At 67.8% G+C, this 23,646-nt stretch carries 20 protein-coding genes and 1 riboswitch; of the genes, 7 read left to right on the top strand and 13 right to left on the bottom strand.

The genetic code is table 11. The features are described 5' to 3' along the window. Positions 1–23: 23 nt before the first annotated feature. On the top strand, positions 24–1,655 hold the full coding sequence (locus tag ACZ5PO_RS09025) for an FAD-dependent oxidoreductase (RefSeq protein ID WP_464192460.1): 1,632 nt from the start codon (positions 24–26) through the stop codon (positions 1,653–1,655). Then, the gene (locus ACZ5PO_RS09030) at positions 1,652–1,972 is read left to right on the top strand and encodes a 4Fe-4S binding protein (protein WP_464192462.1); all 321 of its coding nucleotides are present in this window, start codon (positions 1,652–1,654) and stop codon (positions 1,970–1,972) included. Before ACZ5PO_RS09025 ends, ACZ5PO_RS09030 begins: the two co-directional genes overlap by 4 nt. 68 nt (positions 1,973–2,040) lie before the next feature. On the opposite strand, the gene ACZ5PO_RS09035 is transcribed toward ACZ5PO_RS09030, so the two are convergent. The 4 genes from ACZ5PO_RS09035 to ACZ5PO_RS09050 all read right to left on the bottom strand — a co-directional run bounded on the left by ACZ5PO_RS09035 (position 2,041) and on the right by ACZ5PO_RS09050 (position 7,316). After that, entirely contained in the window at positions 2,041–3,516 is a 1,476-nt protein-coding gene (locus ACZ5PO_RS09035; protein WP_464196760.1) for a DUF1254 domain-containing protein, read from the bottom strand. Positions 3,517–3,737: 221 nt separating this feature from the next. Then, the gene (locus tag ACZ5PO_RS09040) at positions 3,738–5,195 is read right to left on the bottom strand and encodes a DUF1254 domain-containing protein (protein ID WP_464192465.1); all 1,458 of its coding nucleotides are present in this window, start codon (positions 5,193–5,195) and stop codon (positions 3,738–3,740) included. A 37-nt stretch (positions 5,196–5,232) separates the two neighbouring features. Beyond that, a complete protein-coding gene (locus ACZ5PO_RS09045) occupies positions 5,233–6,672 on the bottom strand; it encodes a DUF1254 domain-containing protein (protein WP_464196762.1) in 1,440 nt (479 codons plus the stop codon). Between the two features lie 68 nt (positions 6,673–6,740). Then, the gene (locus ACZ5PO_RS09050) at positions 6,741–7,316 is read right to left on the bottom strand and encodes an SMI1/KNR4 family protein (RefSeq protein ID WP_464192467.1); all 576 of its coding nucleotides are present in this window, start codon (positions 7,314–7,316) and stop codon (positions 6,741–6,743) included. 157 nt (positions 7,317–7,473) lie between these two features. On the opposite strand from ACZ5PO_RS09050, the gene ACZ5PO_RS09055 reads away from it, so the two are divergent. Further along, positions 7,474–8,490, top strand: coding sequence for a helix-turn-helix domain-containing protein (locus tag ACZ5PO_RS09055; RefSeq protein ID WP_464192469.1), 1,017 nt, complete (start codon positions 7,474–7,476; stop codon positions 8,488–8,490). A gap of 293 nt (positions 8,491–8,783) precedes the next feature. On the opposite strand, the gene ACZ5PO_RS09060 is transcribed toward ACZ5PO_RS09055, so the two are convergent. The 6 genes from ACZ5PO_RS09060 to ACZ5PO_RS09085 form a co-directional block, all read right to left on the bottom strand. Further along, positions 8,784–9,101, bottom strand: a complete 318-nt coding sequence (locus ACZ5PO_RS09060) for a hypothetical protein (protein WP_464192472.1) — start codon at positions 9,099–9,101, stop codon at positions 8,784–8,786. 105 nt (positions 9,102–9,206) lie between these two features. Continuing rightward, entirely contained in the window at positions 9,207–10,184 is a 978-nt protein-coding gene (locus ACZ5PO_RS09065; RefSeq protein WP_464192474.1) for a branched-chain amino acid ABC transporter permease, read from the bottom strand. A 3-nt stretch (positions 10,185–10,187) separates the two neighbouring features. Then, entirely contained in the window at positions 10,188–11,072 is an 885-nt protein-coding gene (locus ACZ5PO_RS09070) for a branched-chain amino acid ABC transporter permease (RefSeq protein WP_464192477.1), read from the bottom strand. A gap of 13 nt (positions 11,073–11,085) precedes the next feature. After that, complete coding sequence (locus tag ACZ5PO_RS09075; RefSeq protein WP_464192479.1) at positions 11,086–11,790, bottom strand: ABC transporter ATP-binding protein; 705 nt, start codon at positions 11,788–11,790, stop codon at positions 11,086–11,088. After that, complete coding sequence (locus ACZ5PO_RS09080) at positions 11,783–12,577, bottom strand: ABC transporter ATP-binding protein (RefSeq protein ID WP_464192481.1); 795 nt, start codon at positions 12,575–12,577, stop codon at positions 11,783–11,785. Before ACZ5PO_RS09080 ends, ACZ5PO_RS09075 begins: the two co-directional genes overlap by 8 nt. 5 nt (positions 12,578–12,582) lie before the next feature. Further along, complete coding sequence (locus ACZ5PO_RS09085) at positions 12,583–13,845, bottom strand: ABC transporter substrate-binding protein (protein WP_464192484.1); 1,263 nt, start codon at positions 13,843–13,845, stop codon at positions 12,583–12,585. A gap of 343 nt (positions 13,846–14,188) precedes the next feature. Between ACZ5PO_RS09085 and ACZ5PO_RS09090 the strand changes: the two genes are divergently transcribed. The 3 genes from ACZ5PO_RS09090 to ACZ5PO_RS09100 all read left to right on the top strand — a co-directional run bounded on the left by ACZ5PO_RS09090 (position 14,189) and on the right by ACZ5PO_RS09100 (position 17,924). Beyond that, complete coding sequence (locus tag ACZ5PO_RS09090) at positions 14,189–15,460, top strand: hypothetical protein (protein WP_464192486.1); 1,272 nt, start codon at positions 14,189–14,191, stop codon at positions 15,458–15,460. Between the two features lie 109 nt (positions 15,461–15,569). Further along, positions 15,570–15,647: riboswitch (SAM riboswitch) on the top strand. A 94-nt stretch (positions 15,648–15,741) separates the two neighbouring features. Then, positions 15,742–16,926, top strand: a complete 1,185-nt coding sequence (locus tag ACZ5PO_RS09095; protein WP_464192488.1) for an O-succinylhomoserine sulfhydrylase — start codon at positions 15,742–15,744, stop codon at positions 16,924–16,926. A 245-nt stretch (positions 16,927–17,171) separates the two neighbouring features. Continuing rightward, a complete protein-coding gene (locus tag ACZ5PO_RS09100) occupies positions 17,172–17,924 on the top strand; it encodes a lysophospholipid acyltransferase family protein (protein ID WP_464192491.1) in 753 nt (250 codons plus the stop codon). Between the two features lie 53 nt (positions 17,925–17,977). On the opposite strand, the gene ACZ5PO_RS09105 is transcribed toward ACZ5PO_RS09100, so the two are convergent. Both ACZ5PO_RS09105 and ACZ5PO_RS09110 read right to left on the bottom strand, forming a co-directional pair. Beyond that, positions 17,978–18,319, bottom strand: coding sequence for a hypothetical protein (locus ACZ5PO_RS09105; protein WP_464192493.1), 342 nt, complete (start codon positions 18,317–18,319; stop codon positions 17,978–17,980). A gap of 675 nt (positions 18,320–18,994) precedes the next feature. Beyond that, a complete protein-coding gene (locus ACZ5PO_RS09110) occupies positions 18,995–20,200 on the bottom strand; it encodes a M14 family metallopeptidase (RefSeq protein WP_464196764.1) in 1,206 nt (401 codons plus the stop codon). Positions 20,201–20,435: 235 nt separating this feature from the next. On the opposite strand from ACZ5PO_RS09110, the gene ACZ5PO_RS09115 reads away from it, so the two are divergent. Then, complete coding sequence (locus ACZ5PO_RS09115) at positions 20,436–20,873, top strand: VOC family protein (RefSeq protein WP_464192495.1); 438 nt, start codon at positions 20,436–20,438, stop codon at positions 20,871–20,873. Between the two features lie 18 nt (positions 20,874–20,891). Here ACZ5PO_RS09115 and ACZ5PO_RS09120 read toward each other — a convergent pair whose 3' ends face one another. Further along, on the bottom strand, positions 20,892–23,633 hold the full coding sequence (locus tag ACZ5PO_RS09120; protein ID WP_464192497.1) for a molybdopterin-dependent oxidoreductase: 2,742 nt from the start codon (positions 23,631–23,633) through the stop codon (positions 20,892–20,894). Positions 23,634–23,646: the final 13 nt, after the last annotated feature.

Raw genomic sequence — 23,646 nt, forward strand, 5'->3', positions numbered from 1 at the left:
ATTGCGTTGCGGAGACACGAGCCATGACCATACGATCCGTCCGCGCCGAACAGCTGCCCGGCGACGCGGGGACCGTGACGTTCGACGCCGATGTCCTTGTCCTCGGCGGCGGGCCGGCCGGAACCTGGGCGGCGATCAGCGCCGCCTCGCGCGGCGCGCGGGTGGTGCTGGCCGACAAGGGCTTCTGCGGCACGTCGGGAGCCACTGCCGCGGCCGGAACCGGCGTCTGGTACATCGATCCCGATCCCGCCCTGCGGGCGGCGGCGATGGCCAGGCGGGAGCCGCTCGGCGGCTATCTGCAGGACCGGCGCTGGATGGCGCGGGTGCTCGAGCGGACCTACGGGCTGAGCAACCAGCTGGCCGACTGGGGCTATCCCTATCCGGTGGACGACGACGGCACGTCCCGGCGCAACTCGCTGCAGGGCCCGGACTACATGCGCCTGATGCGCAAGCGCACCAAGCAGGCCGGCGTCACCATCCTCGACCACAGCCCGGCGCTGGAACTGCTGGTGGACGACGCCGGCGCCGTCGCCGGTGCCACGGGGCTGCGCCGGCAGAAGGACGATCGCTGGACGGTGCGGGCCAAGGCGGTCGTCGTGGCCACCGGGGGCTGCGCGTTTCTGAGCAAGACGCTCGGATCCAACGTGCTGACCGGCGACGGTTATCTGATGGCCGCCGAAGCCGGCGCCGAGCTCACCAGCATGGAGTTCTCCAACCCCTACGCCATCTCGCCGGCGTTCGGCTCGGTCACCAAGACGCTGTTCTACGGCTGGGCGACGTTCACCTACGAGGACGGCAGCGTGGTTCCCGGCGCCGCATCGCAGGGCGGGCGCTCCGCCATCGCACGGGCGCTCCAGCAGGGGCCGGTCTATGCGAAGCTCGACAAGGCGGACGCGGCGACGCAGGCGGTGATGCGCCGCTCGCAGCCAAACTTCTTCCTGCCGCTCGACCGCACCGGCACCGATCCGTTCACCCAGCGCTTTCCGGTGACGCTGCGCCTGGAGGGCACCGTGCGCGGCACCGGCGGCCTGCGCATCGTCGACGACGGCTGCGCCACCACCGTGCCGGGCCTCTATGCCGCCGGCGACGCGGCCAGCCGCGAGCTGATCTGCGGCGGCTTCACCGGCGGCGGCAGCCACAATGCGGCGTGGGCCATGTCCTCCGGATCCTGGGCCGGCGAGGGGGCGGCGGACTATGCCAGGCACACCGGCCCACGGCCGCGCCGGGCGCCGACAGGCGCCGGCACGGTCGGCCTGCGGCCGGCGCGCTCCGGCCGGCCGTTCGAGCCCGCGAGCCTGGTGAAAGCCGTGCAGCGCGAGGTCTTTCCCTACGAGCTGAACTATTTTCGCGAAGCGGGGCGTCTCGATGGGGCGCTGAGCCGCCTCGACGGGCTATGGCAGACGGTATCCGCCGCCGCTGCGGCCGAGGCTGCCGACGTGCTGCGCGCCCGCGAAAGTGCGGCGATGCTGGCCACGGCGCGCTGGATGTATCGAAGCGCCCTGGCGCGCCCGGAGAGCCGCGGCATGCACCGGCGGGAGGATTTTCCCGAGCAGGACGACCGCCAGCGGCACTACATCACCAGCGGCGGCCTCGACGAGGTGTGGACGTCGGTGCGCCTGCACGCCTCCGCCGTCTTCGCGGAGGCTGCGGAATGATCGAGATCATCGACCCCGAGCGCTGCACGTCCTGCAATATCTGCGTGAGCGTGTGCCCGACGAACGTCTTCGACAGGACCGATGGCCTCCCGGTCATCGCCCGTCAGGCCGACTGCCAGACCTGTTTCCTGTGCGAGCTCTACTGTCCGGAGGACGCGCTGTTCGTCTCGGCGTTCGCCGACGCCGCCCAGGGCCCTGATCTGGCCGCGCTGCGGCAGAGCGACGTCATGGGCAGCTATCGGCGGGCCATCGGCTGGACCGACGAAACCCGCGAGCGCCGCGGCCTCGACCAGAGCTACCTGCTGTTCGGGCATTAGTTAGCTCGCGCCCGGCCCAGCATCAGGACCGGGCTTCCTTCCGACTAAATGCGGATGTCCGGCGGTGCTCAAGGCGCCTTCTTGATGTCGCCGGGCTTCCAGGAGCCGTCGAGCGCTGCTGCCTCCGGCAGGTAGAGCCTCAGAATGGCAAAGAATCCACGTCCGGGGGCGGTCGCGAGCCAGTTGCGTTCCTTACCGGCCGGTGCCTTCGGGCCGATATACAGTTCCGTAGAGCCGTCGGCGTTCTGCTCGGGCTTGTCGAGCTTGCCCAGCGAGGGGAAGGGTTGCCCGTTGTCGAGACCGGAGGCGTTTTCCGCTTCGTAGAGGGTTACCGACCAGAACAGCTTGGCGGGGATGTTCGCGGGAAGATCGATCTTGTAGCTGCGATCTCCCTCCAGAGCGGCACCGTCAGCATCCACGAAGGCCATCATGTAGTAGGCCCCTTTCCCGGGGGTCATCGAAGCCATGCCGGGGCTGATCGAGTAGTAGTCGGTGAAGAACCAAGCGCGAGCGTCGAGCTCGCGGTAGCTGCCGCTCCCCACCATGAAGTTGAGGTCGACGCCCGGATTGGGCCAGCGGCCGCTGAGGTTGTTGACCGGGTTCAGCCAGCGGCGGTCCGCATAGACGCGAAAATCGGCGCCGCCGATTCCCGTCTCGAAGCCGATGACACGGCTGGTCTTGTAGCCTGTCTTGGCCGCTGCATCGAGAATGGCCTTGGTCTTGTCATCGGGCAGGAACGGCTTGCCGGCGGCGATTCCGATCGCCCGGAGCATGCCGAGCCAGTCCGGTTCGGCTAGCGCCGCGCCCTCGGTGTCGAGCAGATCCTTGATCTGCTGGAAGGCGCTCGCGTCGCTGCGTGGGAGCATGTTCAGGGCTTTTCCGGAAGCGTCGGGGAACTCCATGGCCTTCGCGGTCGCCTGCTGGCCAAGAGGATAAATCTTGACCTGCTTGATCCGGTCGACCGCGGGCTTGGTGTCCTTGGGGTCGGTGTAGAACGAGCGCAGGAAGATGAAGACGTTGTTGGTGCCGGAGCGATAAACGTAATGGCCGTCCGGAACGGTGCCGGCATAGCCCGGCGGCAGCAGCAGGAACTTGCCCCCCTTGCCACCATCAGGACCCGGCAGGCCCAAATCGCCTAGAAACTGACCGCCGTCGAGCGGGATCGGCCGCTGCCAGACGTCGAGCAAGATGCCCTGCAGACCCTCGGGCGCCTCCAGGACCAGCGGCCCGGTCTTGCCGAGGTCCGAGAAGGCCATACCGTAAATCAGGTCAGAATTCGGCGTCGTGATCTTGGTCTTGGCATCCAGACGCTTGGTCCAGATCGGCATGATGTTGTAGCCGGTGCCGAAGGCGTCCTCGGCACCCACCTTCATGCCGAGCGTATTGATCAACGGCAACGCCCAGAGATAAGTCTGGGTTGCTCTCTGGAAGAGCAACTCGTCCTTGAGGGTGGCAGCCGTTTGAGGCGTGGGCCGGTTCTTTTCGAACGGAAGATTCGACAGTTGCTCGAAGCGGCTGTTCTGGGCATGTGCCGCCGCCGTCATCAGCGTTACGCCAACGAGCGCCGACAGGGACACGAAGCGGTTGTAGGAGAGGTTCACGCTGCATCTCCAGTTTTCGCGAGCTGGTCCGATGTGTTTCGTCGATGACTCGCTGCCCGGTTGGCTGACTAGAGCGATGCGCTCCAGATTCAAAAACCTGGAGCATTTCTTCACGATCAGATGGTTTCATCTGATCGTGAAATGCTCCGGGCAGCCAGACCGCTTCAGTTGACCTTTTCGATGTCCGGGAGTCCCCAGGACTTGTCGAAGAATGCCTCCGTCGGGCCGTAGAAGCGGAAGTAAGCGAACCAGCCCTTGCCCGAGTTGGTCTGGATCCAGTTCGCTTCCTTGCCCTGTGGCGCCTTGGGACCGAAATAGACGTCGATCGAACCGTCGCTGTTCTTCGCGATGTCGACCTTGCGCGAGGAAATGTCCGGCCGCCCCTGCTCGGTGATGGGCATTTGCCGCGTTGCCTCGTCATAGGCCGTGACCGACCAGAAACCCTTCGCCGGAGGGTTGGCGGGAACGTGGAGCTTGTAGGTGTTTCCACCCGACAGCCAATTGCCATTCTTGTCCTTGTAGGATGCGATATAGCGCTGGCCGACGCCCGGCGTCTGGGTCAGCATCGCCTTGGAGATCACGACCGCTTCGTAGAACCAGGCGGCGCGCTCATCGAGCTGGTCGTAGGTGTTGGCCTTCTGATCGGTGGCAACGACCAGCGCGTGCTTCCAGTTGGTTCCAGGCCAGAAGGGAGGCTCGACGCGCTTGTCGGTGGTGTTCGCCTTGGCCATCGCCTCGCCGACCACAACTCCGGCCTGAAGCAGTTTGGTTTGCCGTTCGTCGGGCTTGAATGGCTGCCCTCTTTCGATGCCCAGGAACCGCAGTTGGGCCAGGATCAGCCGATCGCGATCATCGATGGGGTTGCGCTGGATGACTTCGTTGAGGCTGTCCCAGTAGGCCATGCCACGTGGCGGCATCTGGCTCCATTTCTTGTCGCCGGCAGCGCGGGCCGGCATCGGCTGGCCAGTGCCTTCGACTGTCCATGAGTAGGTCTTGATCTGGGGAACGATCTTGGCGATCTCGGCCTCCTTGTCAGCGCCGAGCAGCCGGAATCCAGCCAGCACGTCGCGGCTCGTCGCCTGTACCACGAAGTAGCCAGGGGCTTCGACCGGGCCGTATCCGGGGGGCATGATCAGGTACTTTCCGCCCTTGCCCTGGTCAGGGCCGACAACACCCAAATCGGCAAGCACGCGCTGCCAATTGTCGAGAACCATGCCTGCGATCAAGCCGGGAGGAACTTCGACGACGAAAGGTCCGGTTTCCTTCAGGTCGATGAAGGTAGCGATGTAGGGTGTCGTGTAGTTCGGGGTCAGGATGCCCAGCTTCTCGGCGAAATCCAGATAGGTGAGCATTTCGCCGCTCTTGCCGCCAAAGACGCTGTAGTGAGCACGGCGCCATTCGTTCAGTCCAACGGCGGGGATACCCCACAAATAGGCCTGCGACGCGCGCTGGAAATCCATCTCGTCATAGAGCCGCTGCACCGTCTCCTTCGAGGGGTAGCCGCTCTCGAAAGTCAGCTTCCCGATGCGGGTGTCGAGGGTTTCTTGCGCCGGCGCCGGAGCGCTCGCAAGTCCGGCCGAAGTCAATAAGGCGGCCAGAGCTATAGATTTGCGACCTGTCATTGTGAATCTCCGTGAATGAGCTTGATGAGCAGTGACCTCAGTTCACCTTCACGACGTCATCGGGTTTCCAGGTCTGGTCAAAGAATTCGACGCCGGTGCCGTACAGGCGTAGCGCCACCAGGAAATTGCGGCCGCTGACCGTCTGGATGAAGTTCGAGTCCGGCGTGCCGGCAGGCTTGGCAGGGCCGAACCAGAGATCGACGGAACCGTCAGCGTTGGTCGCAACCTTGTTGAAGCCGTTGATCGAGGGCATCAGTTGCGGAGTCTCGACCATCGTGCCGTCGGTGATGTTGTAGGCCGTCGCGGCCCAGAACAGCGCGGCCGGCGGGTTGGGCGGCAGGTGCAGCTTGTAGGTGCTCGAGCCGCTCAGAAGCTCGCCCTTCGCGTCCTTGAAGGTGAAGGGATATTTGGATCCGGCGCCGAGCGTGCGCATGACCATCGCGGGCGCCGAGGAATAGGCGACCTGGAAGTAGGAGGCCCGCTGGTTCACATCGAGATAGCTTTCCTGGAGCCATTCGGACGTGCCGGCTGCCCAGGTGTTGAGGTACTGGCGATCCTTGTAGTAGCGATCGCGTTCATCGGGCCTGCCGAGCTGCCGCAGCGCCAGAATCATCTTCGGCGCCGTCTCGACGGCCTTCTTCAAGAGCTCCTGCTGTTTCGGCGAGGGGGTGAATGATTGCCCCTTGACGATGCCGATCGAGGCCAGAACGCCGCGTAGTTCGGGATCGATCGCCGAGACCGGCTCGTCGTCGACGAAAGCTTTCAGCTTCGTCCAGAACACGCTGTCGACCGGGTACATCATGTTGATGTGCTTGCCGCTGCCGTTGGGAAACTCCATCGGCTTGACGTCTTTCTCCGCGGCCCAAAGCGGATAGACGCGGGTCTGCTCGGCGAGGGCGACGGCGGGCTTCGGATCCGGCCCGTTCTCGCCCTTGGCCATGATCGTGCGGAAGAACAGGAAGACGTTGTAGGTCTTCGACTTGAAGGCGAAGTAGCCTTGCGGAACCTGGCCGTCATAGTCCGGCGGCAGCAGGAGGTAGAGCCCGCCGCGGGCGCGGTCCGGCCCGATCAGGCCGACATCGGTGATCGTGCGCTGGAAGAAGTCGGTGAACATGCCGATGACGTTCGGGGGAGCGGCAACGACGAGCGGGCCTGTCTCCTTCAGGTCGAGATAGCTCATGGAATAGATGACGTCGGCGTTGGGGGTCGGCACCCAGGTGCGCGAGTCCATCCGGTCCTTCCAGATCGGCAGGACGTTGTAGCCCTTGCCGAAGGTCGCTTCCGAGCCGTCGCGCATGCCGATGGTGTTCAGCGCCGGCAGCATCGTCATGTAGGCGTGGATGGCGCGCTGATAGAACAGCTCGTCGCGCAGGGCTTCGGCCTCGGCCTGCGGCAGCCAGTTGCCGTTGTTGAGCTGCTTGACCAGCGGTGGCGCCTCCTGCGCCATGGCCGGGAATAGCAACAGGGCCGAGGCCATCGCGGCCGCAGCCAGCTGAACTACCTTCGCTTTCATCGAAATCTCCCGCTTCCCGGCTGTTCCACTCATCAATCGCTCAAGCCGTCGTAGCCGGCGTCCAGGTGCCATTCGCCAGCGTCGAGACCGTCCGCGACGCGTCCGAGGAGTTGGGAAAGACTTCGTGCGACGACGGTGCGCTCGGGCCGGTCGTAAAGAAACCAGATGACTTGGCCGCAGCGGTCGGGGCGATTGGACCTCAGGTCGATGCAGTAATGGTCGCCGCGGGGACTGCCAAAAAGGGGTAGCCAGCTTGCCGACCACGCTGCGGCCTGGAGGGCTGGTCTGCCGTTCGTGTCGACAGCCAACCGCACCACGTCGCTGCGGCCATAGCGCAGGCAGAGATCTTCCCAGGCCACGGCCACGAGATCGAGCGGGAGCAAGCGTTGGTTGAGATAGAGCGCCGGCGTCCCCTCCGGTTGGCCGTCATGCATGGCGTAGAGGTCCCAAATATCGGTCGGTAGCGCCGCACCCAGCTTGGCCTCGACCCGTTGGAGAGTCGCGCCGTCAGCGGGAGGCCGCAGGAAAGGCAGACGATCCGGGTGATGGTGAGCAACCCAGGACTCGATGCGTTTCAGGGACTGAACCGCATCAGGCAGGATCGACATGGCAGCCCTCTGCAAAGGGTGGCACGGCTCGACATGTCCCAGGACAAGATCGGCGGCGAGGTTAAGCTCGCCTCCGCTGGCTTCAAGACCAGCTCCGTGCCAATAGTTGACTCAGCGTGCCAACCGGCATGTTACGCTAGGTAACGAGGAGGGAGCGGTGAGCCCTTCGACCATTGCCAGCAGCCAGTTTTCAACCCGGCAGTTCGACGTCTGGCGCGACAGTATCGCTGTCGTCTTCGACGTCGAGCGACCGCGGCAGGAGGCCGGAAACGCATTCCCCGCCGATGTCCAGGCCTTCCAGCTCGGCGACATGGTCGTCACGAGCGCCACGCTGGGCGAGCAGCGTTATGTCCGATCGCCGGCGCGGATTCGCCGGGACGGGATGGATCACTTCGTGCTCAACCTCTACCGGAGCGGCGGCTGGCGTGCGCAGACGCCGCACGGGGAGTTCCAGGGCGTTGCGGGGCAGGTTTCCGTGCTGGATCTGGCGAGCGAACTGGTCAGCGACGAGCCGCATTCCGAACTGGTGACGCTCTTCCTGCCGCGGCCTCTGCTGGAACAGCGACTTCCGGATCTCGGTGCGCTCCATGGAGGTGCGCCGACCGGACCGCATGCAGCGCTGCTGGCGGAGTACATTGATCTGCTGGCGCGACGGCTTCCCACATTGCCGGCCGGCGAGGAGCAGACGCTCAGCCGCGCCACCTGCGAGCTGCTCACCGCCTGTCTGTCCCCCTCGCTCGCCAATATCGATGCGGCGCGGCCCAGTCTCGAGCTCGTGCTGCAGCGCCGGGCGAAGCGCTTCATCGAAAGCCATCTGGGCTCGGCCGAGCTGTCGACGGATGCCATCTGCAGCGCGGTCGGCGTCTCCCGCAGAACGCTCTACCGGTTGTTCGAGCACGAAGGCGGTGTTCAGCGCTATGTCCAGGCGCGGCGGCTCGAACGCATCAGGGCCGTTCTGGCCGATCCCAAGGAAACCCGCCGGATTTCCGATGTCGCGGCCGAGTTCGGCTTCCTACGTGGCGATCACTTCGCGCGCGCGTTCAAGCACCAGTACGGGCAGTCGGCACGGGATCTGCGCGACCTGGCTCACCATTATGGGCCGGGCGTTGGAACGTCATCCAGTAACGAGGATGGTGACGGGTTCGACGACTGGATACGAGCACTGCACGGCTGAGCCATAAGCGCCGGCGAGAAGCTGCCGGGAAGGCGGACTTTCCAAATGTCTCGTTTGGGTCGTTCCGCCGTGCTGGCGCCGTTGCCGACAAGCGGACATCCAACAGGCCCGATCCGCGGCAGGGTTCCACCTCGCCACGATGCGAACGAGTTGGCCAAGGCTGGCGGCTGGTCGGAACCGCTCAGCGATTGAGGGCTGCAATCCACCCCAACCGAACGCCGGGACGTCTGCGCACCGGACAATCGGCAGCGGCGGCGACGTCTCCGCGCGAGGCTTTTGCACAGATCGGCCGACTACTTCGGCCTGAGGTCGGGGGCGTGGCCCGGCGTCCCCGGCGGCGGGATCACCCGCGTCGTGCCGGGATCGGGCACCGGCGGCTTGACCCGCATGTCGGGCGCGTTGGTCCGGGGCTCGATCACGCCGTCGTCGAGCTTGCGGGTGCTGCCCGTCGTCCCCGGATCGTCCGGCTTGGCGCCGAGCGGCGGCCCGATCTTCTCGGGCACGCTGTTCTGGTCGGGGATCTTGGGCGGGGCTTCGGCTCCGGCCGGGCCGGCTGCCAGGCTCGCCGCGAGCAAGGCGCTGCCGGCGAGCGCCACGGTCAATCGTCTCATGGCGGTTGCTCCTTCAGAGGAGGCAACCGGTGCCGGCAATCGATTGTTCCGGCCGACGCCCGTGAGCGTGGGTGAGGACGATGGCCGGAGACCGGCCATCGCTGGTCACTTTTTGCGGTCGAGGAAGGCGGTGATCTCGCCGACGATGCCGCGGCGGAACAGCAGCACGCAGGCGACGAAGATCGTGCCGATCACCACCGGGACCGGGAAGGACGAGGTGGCGAGGTAGTTCTCCAGGCTCACCACCAGGGCGGCGCCCGCGACCGGGCCGACCAGCGTGCCGATGCCGCCGAGCAGCGTCATCAGGATGACCTCGCCCGACATCTGCCAGCCCACGTCGGTGAGCGAGGCGAGCTGGAAGACGATGGCCTTCACCGCGCCGGCGAGCCCGGTCAGGGCCGCCGACATGACGAAGGCGCCGAGCTTGTAGTGGTCGACCCGGTAGCCGAGCGAAATGGCCCGCTGCTCGTTCTCGCGGATCGCCTTCAGGATGTTGCCGAACGGCGAATTGACGATGCGCCAGATGGCCAGGAAGCCGAACAGGAACACCGCCGCCACGAAGTAGTACATGGCGAGCGAGTTGCTGAGGTCGATGAAGCCTAGGAGGTGGCCGCGCGGCACGCCCTGGATGCCGTCCTCGCCGCCGGTGAACGGCGCCTGCAGGCAGACGAAGAAGAACATCTGCGACAGCGCCAGCGTGATCATGGCGAAGTAGATGCCCTGGCGCCGGATGGCGAGCCAGCCGATGACCGCCCCCAAGACCGCCGCGAACAGCGTGCCGGCGATGATGGCGAGCTCCGGCGGGAAGTGCCACGCCTTGATCGCATAGGCGCAGATGTAGGCGGCGCCGCCGAAGAAGGCGGCGTGGCCGAAGGAGAGCAGCCCGACGTAGCCGAGCAGCAGGTTGAAGGCGGCCGCGAACAGCGCGAAGCACAGCACCTTCATCACGAACACGGGATAGATGACGAAGGGCGCCGCCAGCAGGATCAGCAGGCCGAGCAGGGCCAGCACGATGGTGCGGGTGGAGGTGCCTTTCGTCTCGGATGCCGGGCCGACGCCCGTCACAGCGGTTTGCGTAGCCATGGCTTATTCCTTCCCGAACAGGCCGGCGGGACGCAGCAGCAGCACCACCACCATGATGACGAAAATGACGGTGCTCGACGCTTCCGGATAGAACACCTTGGTGAGGCCCTCGATCAAGCCGAGGATATAGCCGGTGACGACGGCGCCGAGGATCGAGCCCATGCCGCCGATCACCACCACCGCGAACACGACGATGATGATGTTCTGGCCCATCAGCGGGCTCACCTGGTACACCGGGGCGGCGAGCACGCCGGCCAGCGCCGCGAGCCCGGCGCCGAGCGCGTAGGTCAGCGTCAGCAGCCGCGGCACGTTGACGCCGAAGGATTGCACCAGGGTCGGGTTTTCGGTTGCGGCCCGGAGGTAGGCGCCGAACTGCGTCTTCTCGATCAGCAGCCAGGTTGCCAGGCAGATCACCAGCGAGGCGACGATGACCCAGCCGCGGTAGATCGGCAGGATCATGAAGCCCAGGTTGAAGGCGCCGGTGAAGGTGGAGGGGATCGAGTAGGGCTGGCCCGAGGTGCCGTACCAGTGGCGGAACATGCCCTCGATGATCAGCGCCAGGCCGAAGGTGAGCAGCAGGCCGTAGAGGTGGTCGAGCTTGTAGACGCGCGACAGAAACACCTTTTCCAGCACGACGCTGATCAGCGCCACGCCGAGCGGCGCCAGGACCAGGGACGGCCAGTAGCCGATGTCGAAATAGCGCAGCAGGAACCAGGCGAAGAAGGCGCCCAGCATGTATTGCGCGCCGTGGGCGAAGTTGATCACCCTGAGCATGCCGAAGATGACGGCCAGGCCGAGGCTGAGCAGAGCGTAGAACGAGCCGTTGATCAGTCCGATCAACAGCTGGCTGAGCAGCGCCGGCAGCGGATATCCGAATACGCTTGTCATGGTCGCGGGCGCCCTAGAGACCGAGAGTTTCGTGGAGGCTGTCCATCCGCCCCGCAAGCTCGTCGGCCCGGAACGAATCGATCATGTGCCCGTCTTCCATCACGTAGAAGCGGTCGGCCACCCGGCGGGCGAAGCGGAAATTCTGCTCCACCAGCAGGATGGTCATGCCCTTCTCCTTCAGCGCCCGGATGACGTCGCCGATGCGCTGGACGATGACGGGCGCCAGGCCCTCGGTCGGCTCGTCGAGCAGCAGGATGTCGGCGCCGGTGCGCAGGATACGGGCGATGGCCAGCATCTGCTGCTCGCCGCCGGAGAGCTTGGTGCCCTGGCTGCGGCGCCGCTCCGCCAGGTTGGGGAACAGCGTATAGATCTCGTCGAGCGTGAAGCCGCCCTCCGCCACCTTGGGCGGCAGCATCAGGTTCTCGTGCACGTCGAGGCTGGCGAAGATGCCACGCTCCTCCGGCACGTAGCCCAGGCCGCGCTTGGCCACATGGTGCAGCGGCAGCGGCAGGATGTTGGTGCCCTTGAGCGAGATCTGGCCCTGGCGCTTGCGGATGACGCCGATGATCGACTTCAGCGTCGTCGTCTTGCCGGCGCCGTTGCGGCCGAGCAGCGTCACCGTCTCGCCCTTGTGAACGGTCAGGTCGACCCCGTGCAGCACATGGCTTTCGCCGTACCAGGCCTGCAGGCCTTTCACCTCCAGCAGCGGCTCAGTCATCTTCCTGCCCCATGTAGGCCTCGCGGACCCGCGGGTCGCGGCTGACGCTGTCGTAATTGCCCTCGGCGAGGATCTCGCCGCGCTGTAGCACGGTGACCTGGTCGCACAGGTCCTCCACCACGTGCAGGTTGTGCTCGACCATCACCACCGTGCGGCCCTCGGCGGCGCGGCGGATCAGGGCCGCGATCTGGCCGATGTCCTCGTGCGCCATGCCGGCCATGGGCTCGTCGAGCAGCATGACGTCGGGCTCGAGCGCCAGCGTCGTCGCCAGCTCGAGCGCCCGCTTGCGGCCGTAAGGCAGCTCGCCGGCGTTGTGGCGGATGAAGGACTGCAGGCCGACCTGCTCCACCAGTTCCTCGGCGCGCGCGTTGAGCACGTTCAAGGTGGTGTCCGGCCGCCAGAACTGCGTCGCCAGGTGGCCTGGCCGCTGCAAGGCGATGCGGACGTTGTCGAGCACGGTCAGGTTCGGGAACACCGCCGAGATCTGGAACGATCGGACGATGCCGCGCCGCGCGATCTCCGCCGGCTTGAGGTGGGTGATGTCCTCGCCGCGGTAGACGATGCGGCCGCGCGTGGGCTGGAGGAACTTGGTCAGCAGGTTGAAGCAGGTCGTCTTGCCGGCGCCGTTGGGGCCGATGAGAGCATGGATCGATCCCTCGCGGATCGACAGGTGCACATTGTTGACGGCGACGAAGCCTTTGAACTCCTTGGTCAGCTCCGTGGCGGAAAGGACGATGTTGTCGGTTGCGGCGGCGGGCCTGGCGGCGACGGGTGCGGTCTGGGTCATATCGCTCAGTTCGCCAGCTGGCAGCCGCTCTGTTCGACGGTCATGAAGGCTTGGTCTCCAGGAATGGTGGCGAGATGCTTGTAATAGTCCCAGGGGCCCTTGCTCTCCGACGGCTTCTTGACCTCGAACAGGTACATGTCGTGGACCATGCGGCCATTGGCGAGGACCTTGCCGCCGCGGCCGAAGAAATCGTCCACCGGCAGCTCGTGCAGCTTCTTGGCGACGGCGTCGGTGTCGTCGGTGCCGGCCGCCTGTACGGCCTTCAGATACTGCGTCACGGTTGAATAGGTGCCGGCCTGCACCATGTTGGGCATGCGGCCGGTGCGCTTCATGTAGCGCTCCGCAAAGGGACGGCTCTTGTCGTCGAGATCCCAGTAGTAGCCTTCGGTGAGCACGAGGCCATTGGCGGACTTGAGGCCCAGGCCGTGCACCTCGGCGAGCGTGAACAGCAGCGCGGCGAGCCGCTGGCCGCCCTCGACGATGCCGAACTCGGCCGCCTGCTTGATGGCATTGGCGGTGTCGAGGCCGGCGTTGGCGAGGCCGACGATGTTGGCCTTCGATGCCTGCGCCTGCAGCAGGAAGGAGGAGAAGTCCGACGTGCTGAGCGGGTGCCGGACGGAGCCGAGCACCTGGCCGCCCTTGGACTTGACGAACTTGGCCGTCTGCTCCTCGAGCGAATGGCCGAAGGCGTAGTCGGCGGTCAGGAAGAACCAGGTCTTGCCGCCGGCTTCCACCAGCGCGCCGCCGGTGCCCACCGCGAGCGAATAGGTGTCGTAGGCCCAGTGGAAACCATAGGGCGAGCACTGCTTGCCGGTGAGATCGCTGGTGGCGGCGCCCGTCACCATGTTGATCTTCTTCTTCTCGCGGGAGAGCTGCTGCACTGCGAGCGCCACCGACGACGTGGTCAGCTCCATGATGGTGTCGACCTTGTCGATGTCGTACCACTGGCGCGCGATGTTGGAGGCGACGTCCGGCTTGTTCTGGTGGTCGGCGTTGACGACCTCGATCGGTGCGCCGAGCACCTTGCCGCCGAAATCCTCGACCGCCATCTTGGCGGCCTCGACCGAGCCCTTGCCGCCGAAGTCGGCATAGACGCCGGACTGGTCGTTCAGGATGCCGATCTTGACGACGCCGTCGGACACCGCGCCCTGGGCCAGGGCGCCGGGAACCGGAAGGGCGGCCGCCAGGCCGGCGGCGACGATGCCGGCTGCGGAATATCGCCTGGCGACCTGCCGGACGGTTGCGTCGAACACGCTGGATCGTCTCATCAATTCCCCCCGGGATGCTTGGAAGCAGCCTCTGGCGTGCGTCGCCGTGCGGAGACTGAAGGCCTCGAGCCGCATGGGCTGACAGTTGCCGCTACAGACCTTGCTTCCGCTGCATTTGTCAAGGCGACAACAGTCTATCGCCTGTTCGTGCACCCGGGATGTGCAGAGATAGGCCGGACCGCCGCCCGGCCGGTTGCACATTCGCGCCGGCACGGGGTCATGCAGCAACGTATTGGTGCGTTCCCGCCACAGGCCCGACATAGGATAACCATTCATCAACCATACTCGGCGATGAATAAAATCCGGGGGACAGGCGAGTTATCGGCGGTTCTGAGAGGTACCCATGAGCGACGACCTTCGGGCTCCGAGCGGCATCGGCAACGCGGCCGTCCCGGGCCAGGGTTTGCCGGAGACGAACGGCCACGAGACCATGACCGGCCGGGGCGGCGACGTGGCGGAGACCTTGAAGGCCCTGCGCGCGCTGGACGCCCGGGCCAAGCAGGATCCGGCGGCTGGGCCGCGGGCGCCCGAGCCCGTCGCCAGGCAAGGGGACCGGCCGGTGCCGCCGGCCGGCGACCGCGGCCGAGCAGAGCCCCCGTCCGGCGCGCGGGCGCCGCAACCGCACCGTGAGGCCGCGGACACGTCGCGTCAGGCAGCCGCCGGCAGCGGCGCCCCGCCGAACTCACTCGTGGTCTGGCAGCCGCCCGCGGCGGACGTGCCGCCGCCCGCGGCCGAACGCACCAGATCCTTCGCCAAGCCGTTCGCGTTCGCCGCGGGCTTGGCCGCCATGGCGCTGCTGGGCGGCATCGGCCTCAACGCCTTGCGGAACGGCGCCGCCCCGCCGGGCGGCTCCGCCGGCGCTGTGGCCGCGGATGGCGCGGCGCGGCCCCAGCCCGCCGTTGCGGCGGCCGATGCCGACACCCGCGCGCAGATCGAGCAGCTCGCCGCCGACGTGGCAGCGCTGAAGACGCAGGTCGCGGCGCTCGACGGCAGCACCAAGGCGGCGGCGTCGGCCAACGAGCTTGCCGTGGTGCGCGATAAGGTCGCGGCGCTGGACAGCGGCCTCGCCGCCGCCCGGCAGAGCGCCGGCGCCACGGCAAAGACGGGCGACGCGGCCGCGGAGGCGGAGCGGATGACGCAGCTGGCCGAGCGCCTGAGCAAGGTGGAGCGGCAGCTGGCCGCTGCGGCGCCCAAGCCCGTCGCGTCGGTCAACCCGAGCGTGCCCGCCAGGGACGTGACGGCAAGCACGGCACCGATCGGCAATACCGCGGCGAACGCCAAGCCGACGCCCCCCAAGCCGCAGGCACGGCCCCTGGAGCTGGCCAAGGCGGCGGCGGAGCCGCCTGCGCCGGATCGGCCGGCGGCCCAGAGCCGCGGCGCAGCCGACATGCGGCCACCCGCCGAGATTCCCGATCCGCGCACGCGCCAGGCCCGCGGCTGGGTGCTGCGTGACCTCTACGACGGCACGGCCGTCATCCAGGGCCGTGATGGCGTGATCGAGGTGGTGCCCGGCCAGCGCGTCGCCGGCCTCGGCCGCATCGAGCGCATCGAGCGGCGCGGTGCCGGCTGGGTGGTGGTGACGGAGCGAGGCTATATTCCGTCGCTCGGCTATTGAGCCGATATCCGATCGGCGCGGCCGAGCCCTGGGCCGACGCGCCTCCTTGCCGCGCCTCCTTGCCGCGGCGAGCGGCGCGTCTTGACGGACGCGGCGCCGGGGACTAAGCGAAAGAGATCGTGGTGATTTGGCCGGCCGGCTTGCAGCCACGTTAAACAAATTGCTAAAGGGCCGCGGACAGCGTCGTTGACCCGGCCTTGGACTGCGTCCTCCGGCCGGGTTTTTGTTGCCGCGGCTCGCCCCGGCATCGCTGTCCGGGAGGCCCAAACGTGGCACCTAAAGTGACATCTGCACGTCCGCTTCACCCCGATACCCGCCTGGTTCACGCCGGCACGATCCGCTCCGAGTTCGGCGAGACCTCCGAGGCGCTGTTCCTCACCCAGGGCCACGTCTACGCGTCGGCCGAGGAGTGTGAGGCGCGCTTCAAGGGCGAGATCCCGGGCTATCTCTACGCCCGCTTCTCCAACCCCACCGTGGCCATGTTCGAGCAGCGCATGGCGGCGCTGGAGGGGGCGGAGACGGCGCGCGCCACGGCCACCGGCATGGCTGCGGTCACGGCGGCCCTCATGGGCCAGCTCAAGGCCGGCGATCACGTCGTCGCCGCGCAGGCGCTGTTCGGGTCATGCCGCTGGGTGATCGAGGAACTGCTGCCGCGCTTCGGTGTCGCCTCGACCCTGGTCGACGGCGCCGACCTGGAGCAGTGGCAGCGGGCGGTGCGGCCCGAGACCAAGACCTTCTTCCTGGAGAGCCCGGCCAACCCGACGCTGTCGATCATCGACATCGCCGCCGTGGCCGAGATCGCCCATGCCGCCGGCGCCACCCTGGTCGTCGACAATGTCTTCGCCACGGCGATCTGGCAGAGCCCGCTGACGCTGGGCGCCGACTGCGTCGTCTATTCCGCCACCAAGCACATCGACGGCCAGGGCCGCTGTCTGGGGGGCGTGATCCTGGGCAGCCGGGAGTTCATCGAGGCCAACGTCCACAACCTGCTGCGCCAGACCGGGCCGGCCATGTCACCCTTCAACGCCTGGGTGATGCTGAAGGGGCTGGAGACCCTGTCGCTCCGGGTCGAGCGGCAGACCCGCAGCGCCGGCGCCGTCGCCGATGCGCTCACGGGTCATGCCAAGATCGGCCGCCTGGTCTATCCCGGCCGGGCGGACCATCCCCAGGCCGATATCATCCGCAAGCAGATGCGCGGCGGCTCCAACCTCATCGCCTTCGACGTGGCCGGCGGCAAGGCCGGGGCCTTCCGCTTCCTCAACGCGCTGGAGCTGGTCAGGATCTCCAACAACCTGGGCGACGCCAAGAGCCTGGTCACCCACCCGGCGACGACGACGCATCAGCGCTTCACGCCGGAGGTGCGCGCCAGCATGGGCGTCGGCGAAGGCCTCGTGCGCCTCTCGGTCGGGCTCGAGCATCCCGACGACCTCATCGCCGACCTGGAGCAGGCGCTCGCGCAGGCCTGAGCCGTGGGGCGGCCTGGACCACATCCACAGATCGGGCGCCACCTCACCGCATCATGGCCGGGCTTGACCCGGCCATCCATTCACTTGAAAGAACAACCACATGCGGGCAGCCCTGTCGGGCTCACGTTCAATTTCTTGATGGATGGCCGGGTCAAGCCCGGCCATGACGCCGAGAGATGTCTGCATGCGCGGCGCGCGTGGCGGCGGCCCGTAGCCGGGCTGGCAGGGTGAAGGGAGCGATCACCGTGGACGCCATCCGCTCGCTCGCCTTCAACGCCGCCTTCTACGTCAACACCTTCGTGTGGGCGCTCGCCATCCTGCCGACGCTGCTGCTGCCGCAGGAGCGCTTCGCCGGGGTGGTGCGGGCCTGGATTCGCACGACGCTGTGGCTGCTCAGGACGATCGCCGGCATCCGCGTCGAGTTCCGCGGCCTGGAGCACATCCCCAAGGGGCCCCTGCTCGTCGCCGCCAAGCACCAGTCGACGCTCGAGACGTTTGCGCTGCTGCTCGCCTTCGAGTGGCCGGCCTTCATCCTCAAGCGGGAGCTCACGCGGATCCCGATCTTCGGCTGGTACCTCACCAAGTTCGGCAACATCAGCGTCGATCGCGCGGCGGGCGCCGCGGCGCTGCGCACCATGATGGGCGAGGCCAAGGCGGCGGTCGGCCATGGCCGACAGATCATTATCTTTCCGGAGGGAACCCGGCGGCCGCCCGGGGCGCCGCCCGACTACAAGCCCGGCGTCGTGCAGATGTACCGCGGGCTCGGCGTGCCCTGCCTGCCGGTCGCCCTCAACACCGGGGCTTTCTGGCCCCGGCGGCGCCTCGCCATGCGACCGGGCGTCGCCGTGATCGAAATGCTGCCGCCGCTGCCGCCGGCGCTACCGCGGGCGGACCTGTTGCAGGCTCTGGTCGACGCCATCGAGCCGGCGAGCGACCGGCTCCTGGCGGAAGCGCGCGGCGCTGGTGCGCCTGCGCTGCCGGAGCGCGAACAGGCCTGAGCCACGACGATGCGGCGCGACGCGGCACGGGGTGCTCGCGCCGGGCCGCCGGCTCAGCTGCCCAGGTCCACCATCGTCCGGCGGCGGGCTTCGTGGTTGGCGGCCAGCAGGTGCACGTGCAGTTCGTTGGCGCCCCGATCGCGCATGGCGGCGAGCCAGCGGCCGTTGTAGCCGGTGAAGGCGACATCGGTGCTCTCCCGCGCCTCCATCAGCCGCCGACGTCCGTCGGTGTCCCGCGACACCGCCAGCAGCAGGGCGCCGGAATAGTCGCTGTCGGCTTCGTCGAGGTCGTAGACCGACACCACGTAGCGCTTGCCTGAGCGGCCGCGCCAGGCCCTCAAGGCCAGGCCGGGGCCGCCGTCCGCCATCGCGGCCAACGGCATCTCGGCGGCCAAGGGCATCTCGCGGGCTGCAGCACCCGCTTCCACCATACGCGACGCACCGCCAAAGGACGCTCGGGAGCACATCAACATCAGGAGACCTCGATGTTCGCTGTTCGTTCTGTGGGACAAAAAGAGAACATCGCGGTGGATAAGTCAAGCCCTTTTGGCGAGGTCTAAGGCCTGGGGCTGCCGGGGCTATCGGATTCACACATCTGTAGCTGCGGCGGTCGGGCTCCATACCTCGCCCCACTTGTGGGGAGAGGTCGCCTTGCGCGCCAGCGCAAGGCGGGTGAGGGGGGCCGCCGGAGAAGGCTCAAGGCCGGTCACGGCGCGCGGCAAGCCCCCTCACCCCGCCCTCTCCCCACAAGTGGGGCGAGGGGGCGCGGTTGCTCCGTCCGCGCAAGCCGTCGAAACCGGGGCACGGACCTTGCCGCCGCGATGTGTGCATTCGATAGGGCTGCCGGGGAGGGGGAAGCCGTTCGTTTGCCGGCTTCGCCGACTCTCCCGAGGCTGCAAGCATGTGCGCCTCCCTCCCCAAGGATCTCGGGCTCGCCCGAGATCCTTAGTCCCTCCCATGCAAGTCGGGCAGGCCCGACTTGCATGGGCGAAGCCGTGGCGGGGAGGGATTAAGGGTCGGGGGCGGTCCAGCTTGCGATGCGCTTTCAGAACAAGAGCTGAAGTGCCGGACTACTCGGGATACGTCTCGCCGCCGTCCGGTGGCGCCTTCTGGAACAGGATGAAGACCAGGGGGTTGCCGGGCTCCGACATCGCATCGCTCCGCTGGCCGGTGATCTCTCCGGCCACGCTGCTCGTGTATTCGGCAACGACTTCGCCGAAGCTGTTGCGCTGGATGGCCACCTTCTGTCCGGCTTGGACCTTGTCGTTGAGCTTGACCAGATGCTCGACGAGCCCGCCCTGGGTTGCAACGATCCCAATCGCACTGTTGCCGATAAAGACATTCACGTCCTTGCCCGTGCGCCCCATGGGCCCGGCCAGAATGCCGTGATGCTTGAGCACGTTCATCGTGCCTTCCACGAACAGCGAGATCATCTCGGGGTTCAGGACGCGCGCCGCGCCGATCTCGGGTGTGAAGGACGGGATGCCGACGTCGACGAACGCATTGTGCAGGACACCGGGATACACATGATTGTCGAAGATCTGGCCGACGGGATAGAGCTCCACCATCGCCTTGATCTCGGGCACGTCCATGCCGGCGATATTGAATGCGGTGACATCGAATCCGGTGGTCCCGGTATGGAAGTCGATCGCGGCGTCGGCGTTCGGCCGCAGCAGCCGGTTGAACAGGAGCCCGGCGTGCCGGCTGGGCGCGCTGGCGCCGTTCTCGTTCCCGGGCCATTCCCGGTTCATGTCGATCAGGTCGAGGCCTCTGCCCTGGTTGGGCCATCTGCGTTGCATGCTTTCGAGGGCCGGGCGGGACACGTCCGTGACCGCCATCACCGTGCCCGACATCTGCGCCGGATCGAGCTGGTTCATCACGGTCTGGACCGTATGCACGGAGCTCATCTCGTCGCCATGCACGCCGCTGACCAGGACGACGCGCTTGCCCGGCTTTGCCCCCCTGGCGACAGTCACGGACACATACCAGTGCTGTCCGGTGGGCATCTGCACGCCCTGGAAATACAGAAGGTGCTTCTGCCCGGGCGCCAGGTCGTTGACGTCGAGCGCGCTGACGACCTTTTTCCCCTGGATCGTATCGCCGGTATAGACCGTTGCCGATGGGGCACCCGGCGCCGGCTTGGCAGAGGGCGCCGCCGAGCCCTGGGCGTGCGCAGAACCGGCATTGGCCGCGAGGGCAGCTGATGCGCCGACCGCTGCCATCGATGCGATCATGAAGTCGCGGCGATCGAGACGTTCATCTGGCCTGTTTGACATGATGCAGGTCCTTACCGTGTGAAAAGCGACGGGTCGGACACCAGCATACACGTCGATTGTCAACCGCTCTCCTTCATGTGTAGGTGCTGTCGACCTCGCGGTATCCGGCCCCCGGGACCTACTCCGCCGCGACTTTGGCGCTCGCAGCGACCGGGCCGTCGCACGGTCCGGGCTCCTGTCCTTTCTGCTACGATGGCCTGTGATTCACCGCGGCACGATCGGGACGACGGCACCCATGAGCGATCAGATCAGCGTTAGCATGTCCATCTTTGTCGAGCACGGCCGTCAGCGGGAAGCTGCCGACTTTTACGCGGCGGCCTTCGGCGCCCGGCAGGCGGCGTGCCACAGCCACAACGGCGAGGTGATGGCTGTCGATCTGCTGTTCGGCGCAATGCCGATCTCGGTCGCCGGGGCCAACCCACGGCGGGAAGCCGATCCTGCCCTCGGCGGCCCATTCTTCCCGAAGGCGCCGGGCGCCGTCAGTGCCGTGCTGCGGCTGACCGTGGCCGAGCTGGATGCGGTCGTCGCCGACGCTGTGCGCGCCGGAGCGACGCTGCGCTACGCGATCGGCCCTGATGACAGGGGCAGCCGGTCCGCTGTCGTGATCGATCCGTTCGGCCATATTTGGGGGCTGACCGAGCGCAAGGCGAACGCTGCGCGGCTGGCTGCCTGATTCCGGGGCGCCCGCGCGCTACTCCGCCGCGGCCGGCAGTTGCTGGGCGGCCAGGATGCGGCCGATCTCGCCGCGGCAGGAGCCGCAGTTGGTTCCGGCGCGCACCGCGGCGCCCACCGCCTCGACACTCGCGGCGCCCGCGGCGATGGCGGCGACGATCTGGTTGACGCCGACGGAATAGCAGGAGCAGACCAGGGCGCCGGGGTCGGGCTGGTCGGCCGCCGCCCGGCCGGAGAGCAGCCGCAAGCGCTGGGCGCCCTGCGGCGCCGGCTCGGCCAGCCGCTCGGCGGCCCAGGCGCGGGAGACCGCGACGGGCTCGGGCGCGAACCAGACGGCGCCGACGAGATGCCCGTCCCGGAATGCGGCGAAGCGGTGATGGCCCTGGCGCCGATCCTGGTAGGACATGAGCTCCAGCGTGTCTGCGACGCCCTCGCCGTCATCTGATTCGCTGCCGGCAAACAAATCGCGCGCCATGGCGGCGAAGTCGGCATCGTCGTTCGTGCCGGCGAGCTCGAGGCGCCAGCCGCCCACCGCCCTGGCCAGCGCCCAATAGGCGAAGCCGAGGCGGCTCGGCCGCTCGCGCAGGATGGCGAAACCGTGCCAGGCGGCCGCGAACGGCTCGATCCGCACCGCCGAGGCCTTCAGCCCGGGCTGCCCGGAGACCGGATCGACGGCGTCGTCGACCAGGGCATCGACACGGGCCCGGGCCGCGAACTGGTCGGTCCAGTGCATGGCGGCGAAGACGCTGCCGCGGCGCTGGCGCCCGGTGACGAGGGCGCGGGCGATCATGGTGCCGTGCGGGCTGCACAGGCGCACCAGGGCGGCCGTGGCGATGCCGTGCGCCGCCGCGTCGGCGGGGTGGATCTCGCAGAACGGCTCGGCCAGGTGGCCCATCAGCCGCGCCGTTTTGCCCGTCCGCGTCATGGTGTGCCACTGGTCGCGGATGCGGCCCGTGTTGAGGATCAGGGGAAAGCGCGGATCCGCCGGGCGTGCCGGCGCGGGCGGGGTTGCGACGAAGCGGGCGCGACGGTCGGCGGTGAAGAAGCCGCCGTCGGCGAACAGCCGCACGGGGCCTTCGGGCAGCGGCGTCGCGCGCGGCAGCGGCCATTGCACCGGCGCCAGATCGGCGTAGGCGCTGTCATCGATGTCGGCGAGCCCGCCGATGTCGAAGTCGCGGCCGCCGTCGTTGCCGTGGGCGGAGAGCGCGGCGTGCTCGCGGAACACGTCCGCCTCGCCGGCGAAGGCGAAGGCCTCGCCGAAGCCCATGCGGGTGGCGACGTCGCAGACGATGCGCCAGTCCGGCCGCGCCTCGCCCGGCGGCGCAAGAAAGGCGCGCTGGCGCGAGATGCGCCGTTCGGAATTGGTGACGGTGCCGCTCTTCTCGCCCCAGCCGGCGGCCGGCAGCAGCACGTGGGCGTAGCGGGTCGTGTCGGTGCGCACGATGTCCGACACCACCACGAACGGGCAGTTCGCCAGCGCCTCCGCCGCCGCGTCCGCCTTGGGCAGCGAGTCGGCCGGGTTGGTCGACATGATCCACAGGGCCTTGATGCGCCCGTCGGCGACGGCGCGGAACATGTCGACCGCCTTCAGTCCGGGCCGGTCGGCGATGACCGGGCTCCGCCAGAAGCGCTGCACCAGGTCGCGATGGCCGGGATCGGTGAGGCTCATGTGCGCGGCCAGCATGTTGGCGAGGCCGCCGACCTCGCGGCCGCCCATGGCGTTGGGCTGGCCGGTCACCGAGAACGGCCCGGCGCCCGGCCGGCCGATGCGGCCGGTGAAGAGGTGGCAGTTGATGATGGCGTTGACCTTGTCGGTGCCGGAGACCGACTGGTTGACGCCCTGGGAGTAGACGGTGACCACGCGCTCTGTCCCGGCCCACAGCCGGTAGAAGGCGGCAAGCCTGCGTTCATCGAGGCCGGTGGCCGCGGCCGCCCCGGCCACGCCGCAGGCGCGCGCAGCCGCGAGCGCCGGCTCCACGTCCCGCGTGTGGGCGTCGATATAGCCGCGGTCGGCGTAGCCCTCCCGCTCCAGGTGGTCGAGCAGGCCGGCGAACAAAGCGACGTCGGAATCGGGCGCCACGGGCAGGTGCAGGTCGGAGGCTTCCGAGCTTGCGGTGGCGCGCGGGTCGATGGTGACGATGCGCGTGCCGCGCCGGGCCTTCGCGGCGGCCAGGCGCTGGAACAGCACCGGGTGGCACCACGCCAGGTTGGAGCCGACCAGCACGACGAGGTCGGCGTCCTCCAGGTCCTCGTAGGCGCCGGGCACCGTGTCGGAGCCGAAGGCGCGCACGTGGCCGGCGACCGACGAGGCCATGCACAGGCGCGAATTGGTGTCGATGTTGGCCGAGCCGATGAACCCCTTCATCAGCTTGTTGGCGACGTAATAATCCTCGGTCAGCAACTGGCCGGAGACGTAGAAGGCGACCGCGTCGGGCCCGTGCGCGGCGATGGTGGCCGCGAAGGTGTCCGCCACCTGCGCCAGCGCTGCATCCCATGAGGCGGGCCTGCCGTCGATCTCAGGCACCAGCAGGCGGTCGTCGAGGGCGAGCGTCTCGCCGAGCGCCGAGCCCTTCGAGCACAGCCGCCCGAAGTTCGCCGGATGCGCCGCGTCGCCACGGATGCCGACCTCGCCGTCCGGCTGCGGGGTCGCGATGACGCCGCAGCCCACCCCGCAATAGGGGCAGGCCGTCTTCACGCCGCGCTCGGCGGATGTCGGGCCTGGGCCCTCGCTCCCGCCGGTGCCGTTGTCGTCGCTCAGCATCCGCCCCACCCCT

It is taken from the genome of Chelatococcus sp. KU-N122 (genome assembly GCF_055391085.1).

Coding starts and splice junctions, on each gene's coding strand:
- ACZ5PO_RS09025 (WP_464192460.1), top strand. CDS start 24: ATGACCATACGATCCGTCCGCGCCGAACAGCTGCCCGGCGACGCGGGG.
- ACZ5PO_RS09030 (WP_464192462.1), top strand. CDS start 1,652: ATGATCGAGATCATCGACCCCGAGCGCTGCACGTCCTGCAATATCTGC.
- ACZ5PO_RS09035 (WP_464196760.1), bottom strand. CDS start 3,516: ATGACGGCGGCGGCACATGCCCAGAACAGCCGCTTCGAGCAACTGTCG.
- ACZ5PO_RS09040 (WP_464192465.1), bottom strand. CDS start 5,195: ATGACAGGTCGCAAATCTATAGCTCTGGCCGCCTTATTGACTTCGGCC.
- ACZ5PO_RS09045 (WP_464196762.1), bottom strand. CDS start 6,672: ATGGCCTCGGCCCTGTTGCTATTCCCGGCCATGGCGCAGGAGGCGCCA.
- ACZ5PO_RS09050 (WP_464192467.1), bottom strand. CDS start 7,316: ATGTCGATCCTGCCTGATGCGGTTCAGTCCCTGAAACGCATCGAGTCC.
- ACZ5PO_RS09060 (WP_464192472.1), bottom strand. CDS start 9,101: ATGAGACGATTGACCGTGGCGCTCGCCGGCAGCGCCTTGCTCGCGGCG.
- ACZ5PO_RS09065 (WP_464192474.1), bottom strand. CDS start 10,184: ATGGCTACGCAAACCGCTGTGACGGGCGTCGGCCCGGCATCCGAGACG.
- ACZ5PO_RS09070 (WP_464192477.1), bottom strand. CDS start 11,072: ATGACAAGCGTATTCGGATATCCGCTGCCGGCGCTGCTCAGCCAGCTG.
- ACZ5PO_RS09075 (WP_464192479.1), bottom strand. CDS start 11,790: ATGACTGAGCCGCTGCTGGAGGTGAAAGGCCTGCAGGCCTGGTACGGC.
- ACZ5PO_RS09080 (WP_464192481.1), bottom strand. CDS start 12,577: ATGACCCAGACCGCACCCGTCGCCGCCAGGCCCGCCGCCGCAACCGAC.
- ACZ5PO_RS09085 (WP_464192484.1), bottom strand. CDS start 13,845: ATGAGACGATCCAGCGTGTTCGACGCAACCGTCCGGCAGGTCGCCAGG.
- ACZ5PO_RS09090 (WP_464192486.1), top strand. CDS start 14,189: ATGAGCGACGACCTTCGGGCTCCGAGCGGCATCGGCAACGCGGCCGTC.
- ACZ5PO_RS09110 (WP_464196764.1), bottom strand. CDS start 20,200: ATGTCAAACAGGCCAGATGAACGTCTCGATCGCCGCGACTTCATGATC.
- ACZ5PO_RS09115 (WP_464192495.1), top strand. CDS start 20,436: ATGAGCGATCAGATCAGCGTTAGCATGTCCATCTTTGTCGAGCACGGC.
- ACZ5PO_RS09120 (WP_464192497.1), bottom strand. CDS start 23,633: ATGCTGAGCGACGACAACGGCACCGGCGGGAGCGAGGGCCCAGGCCCG.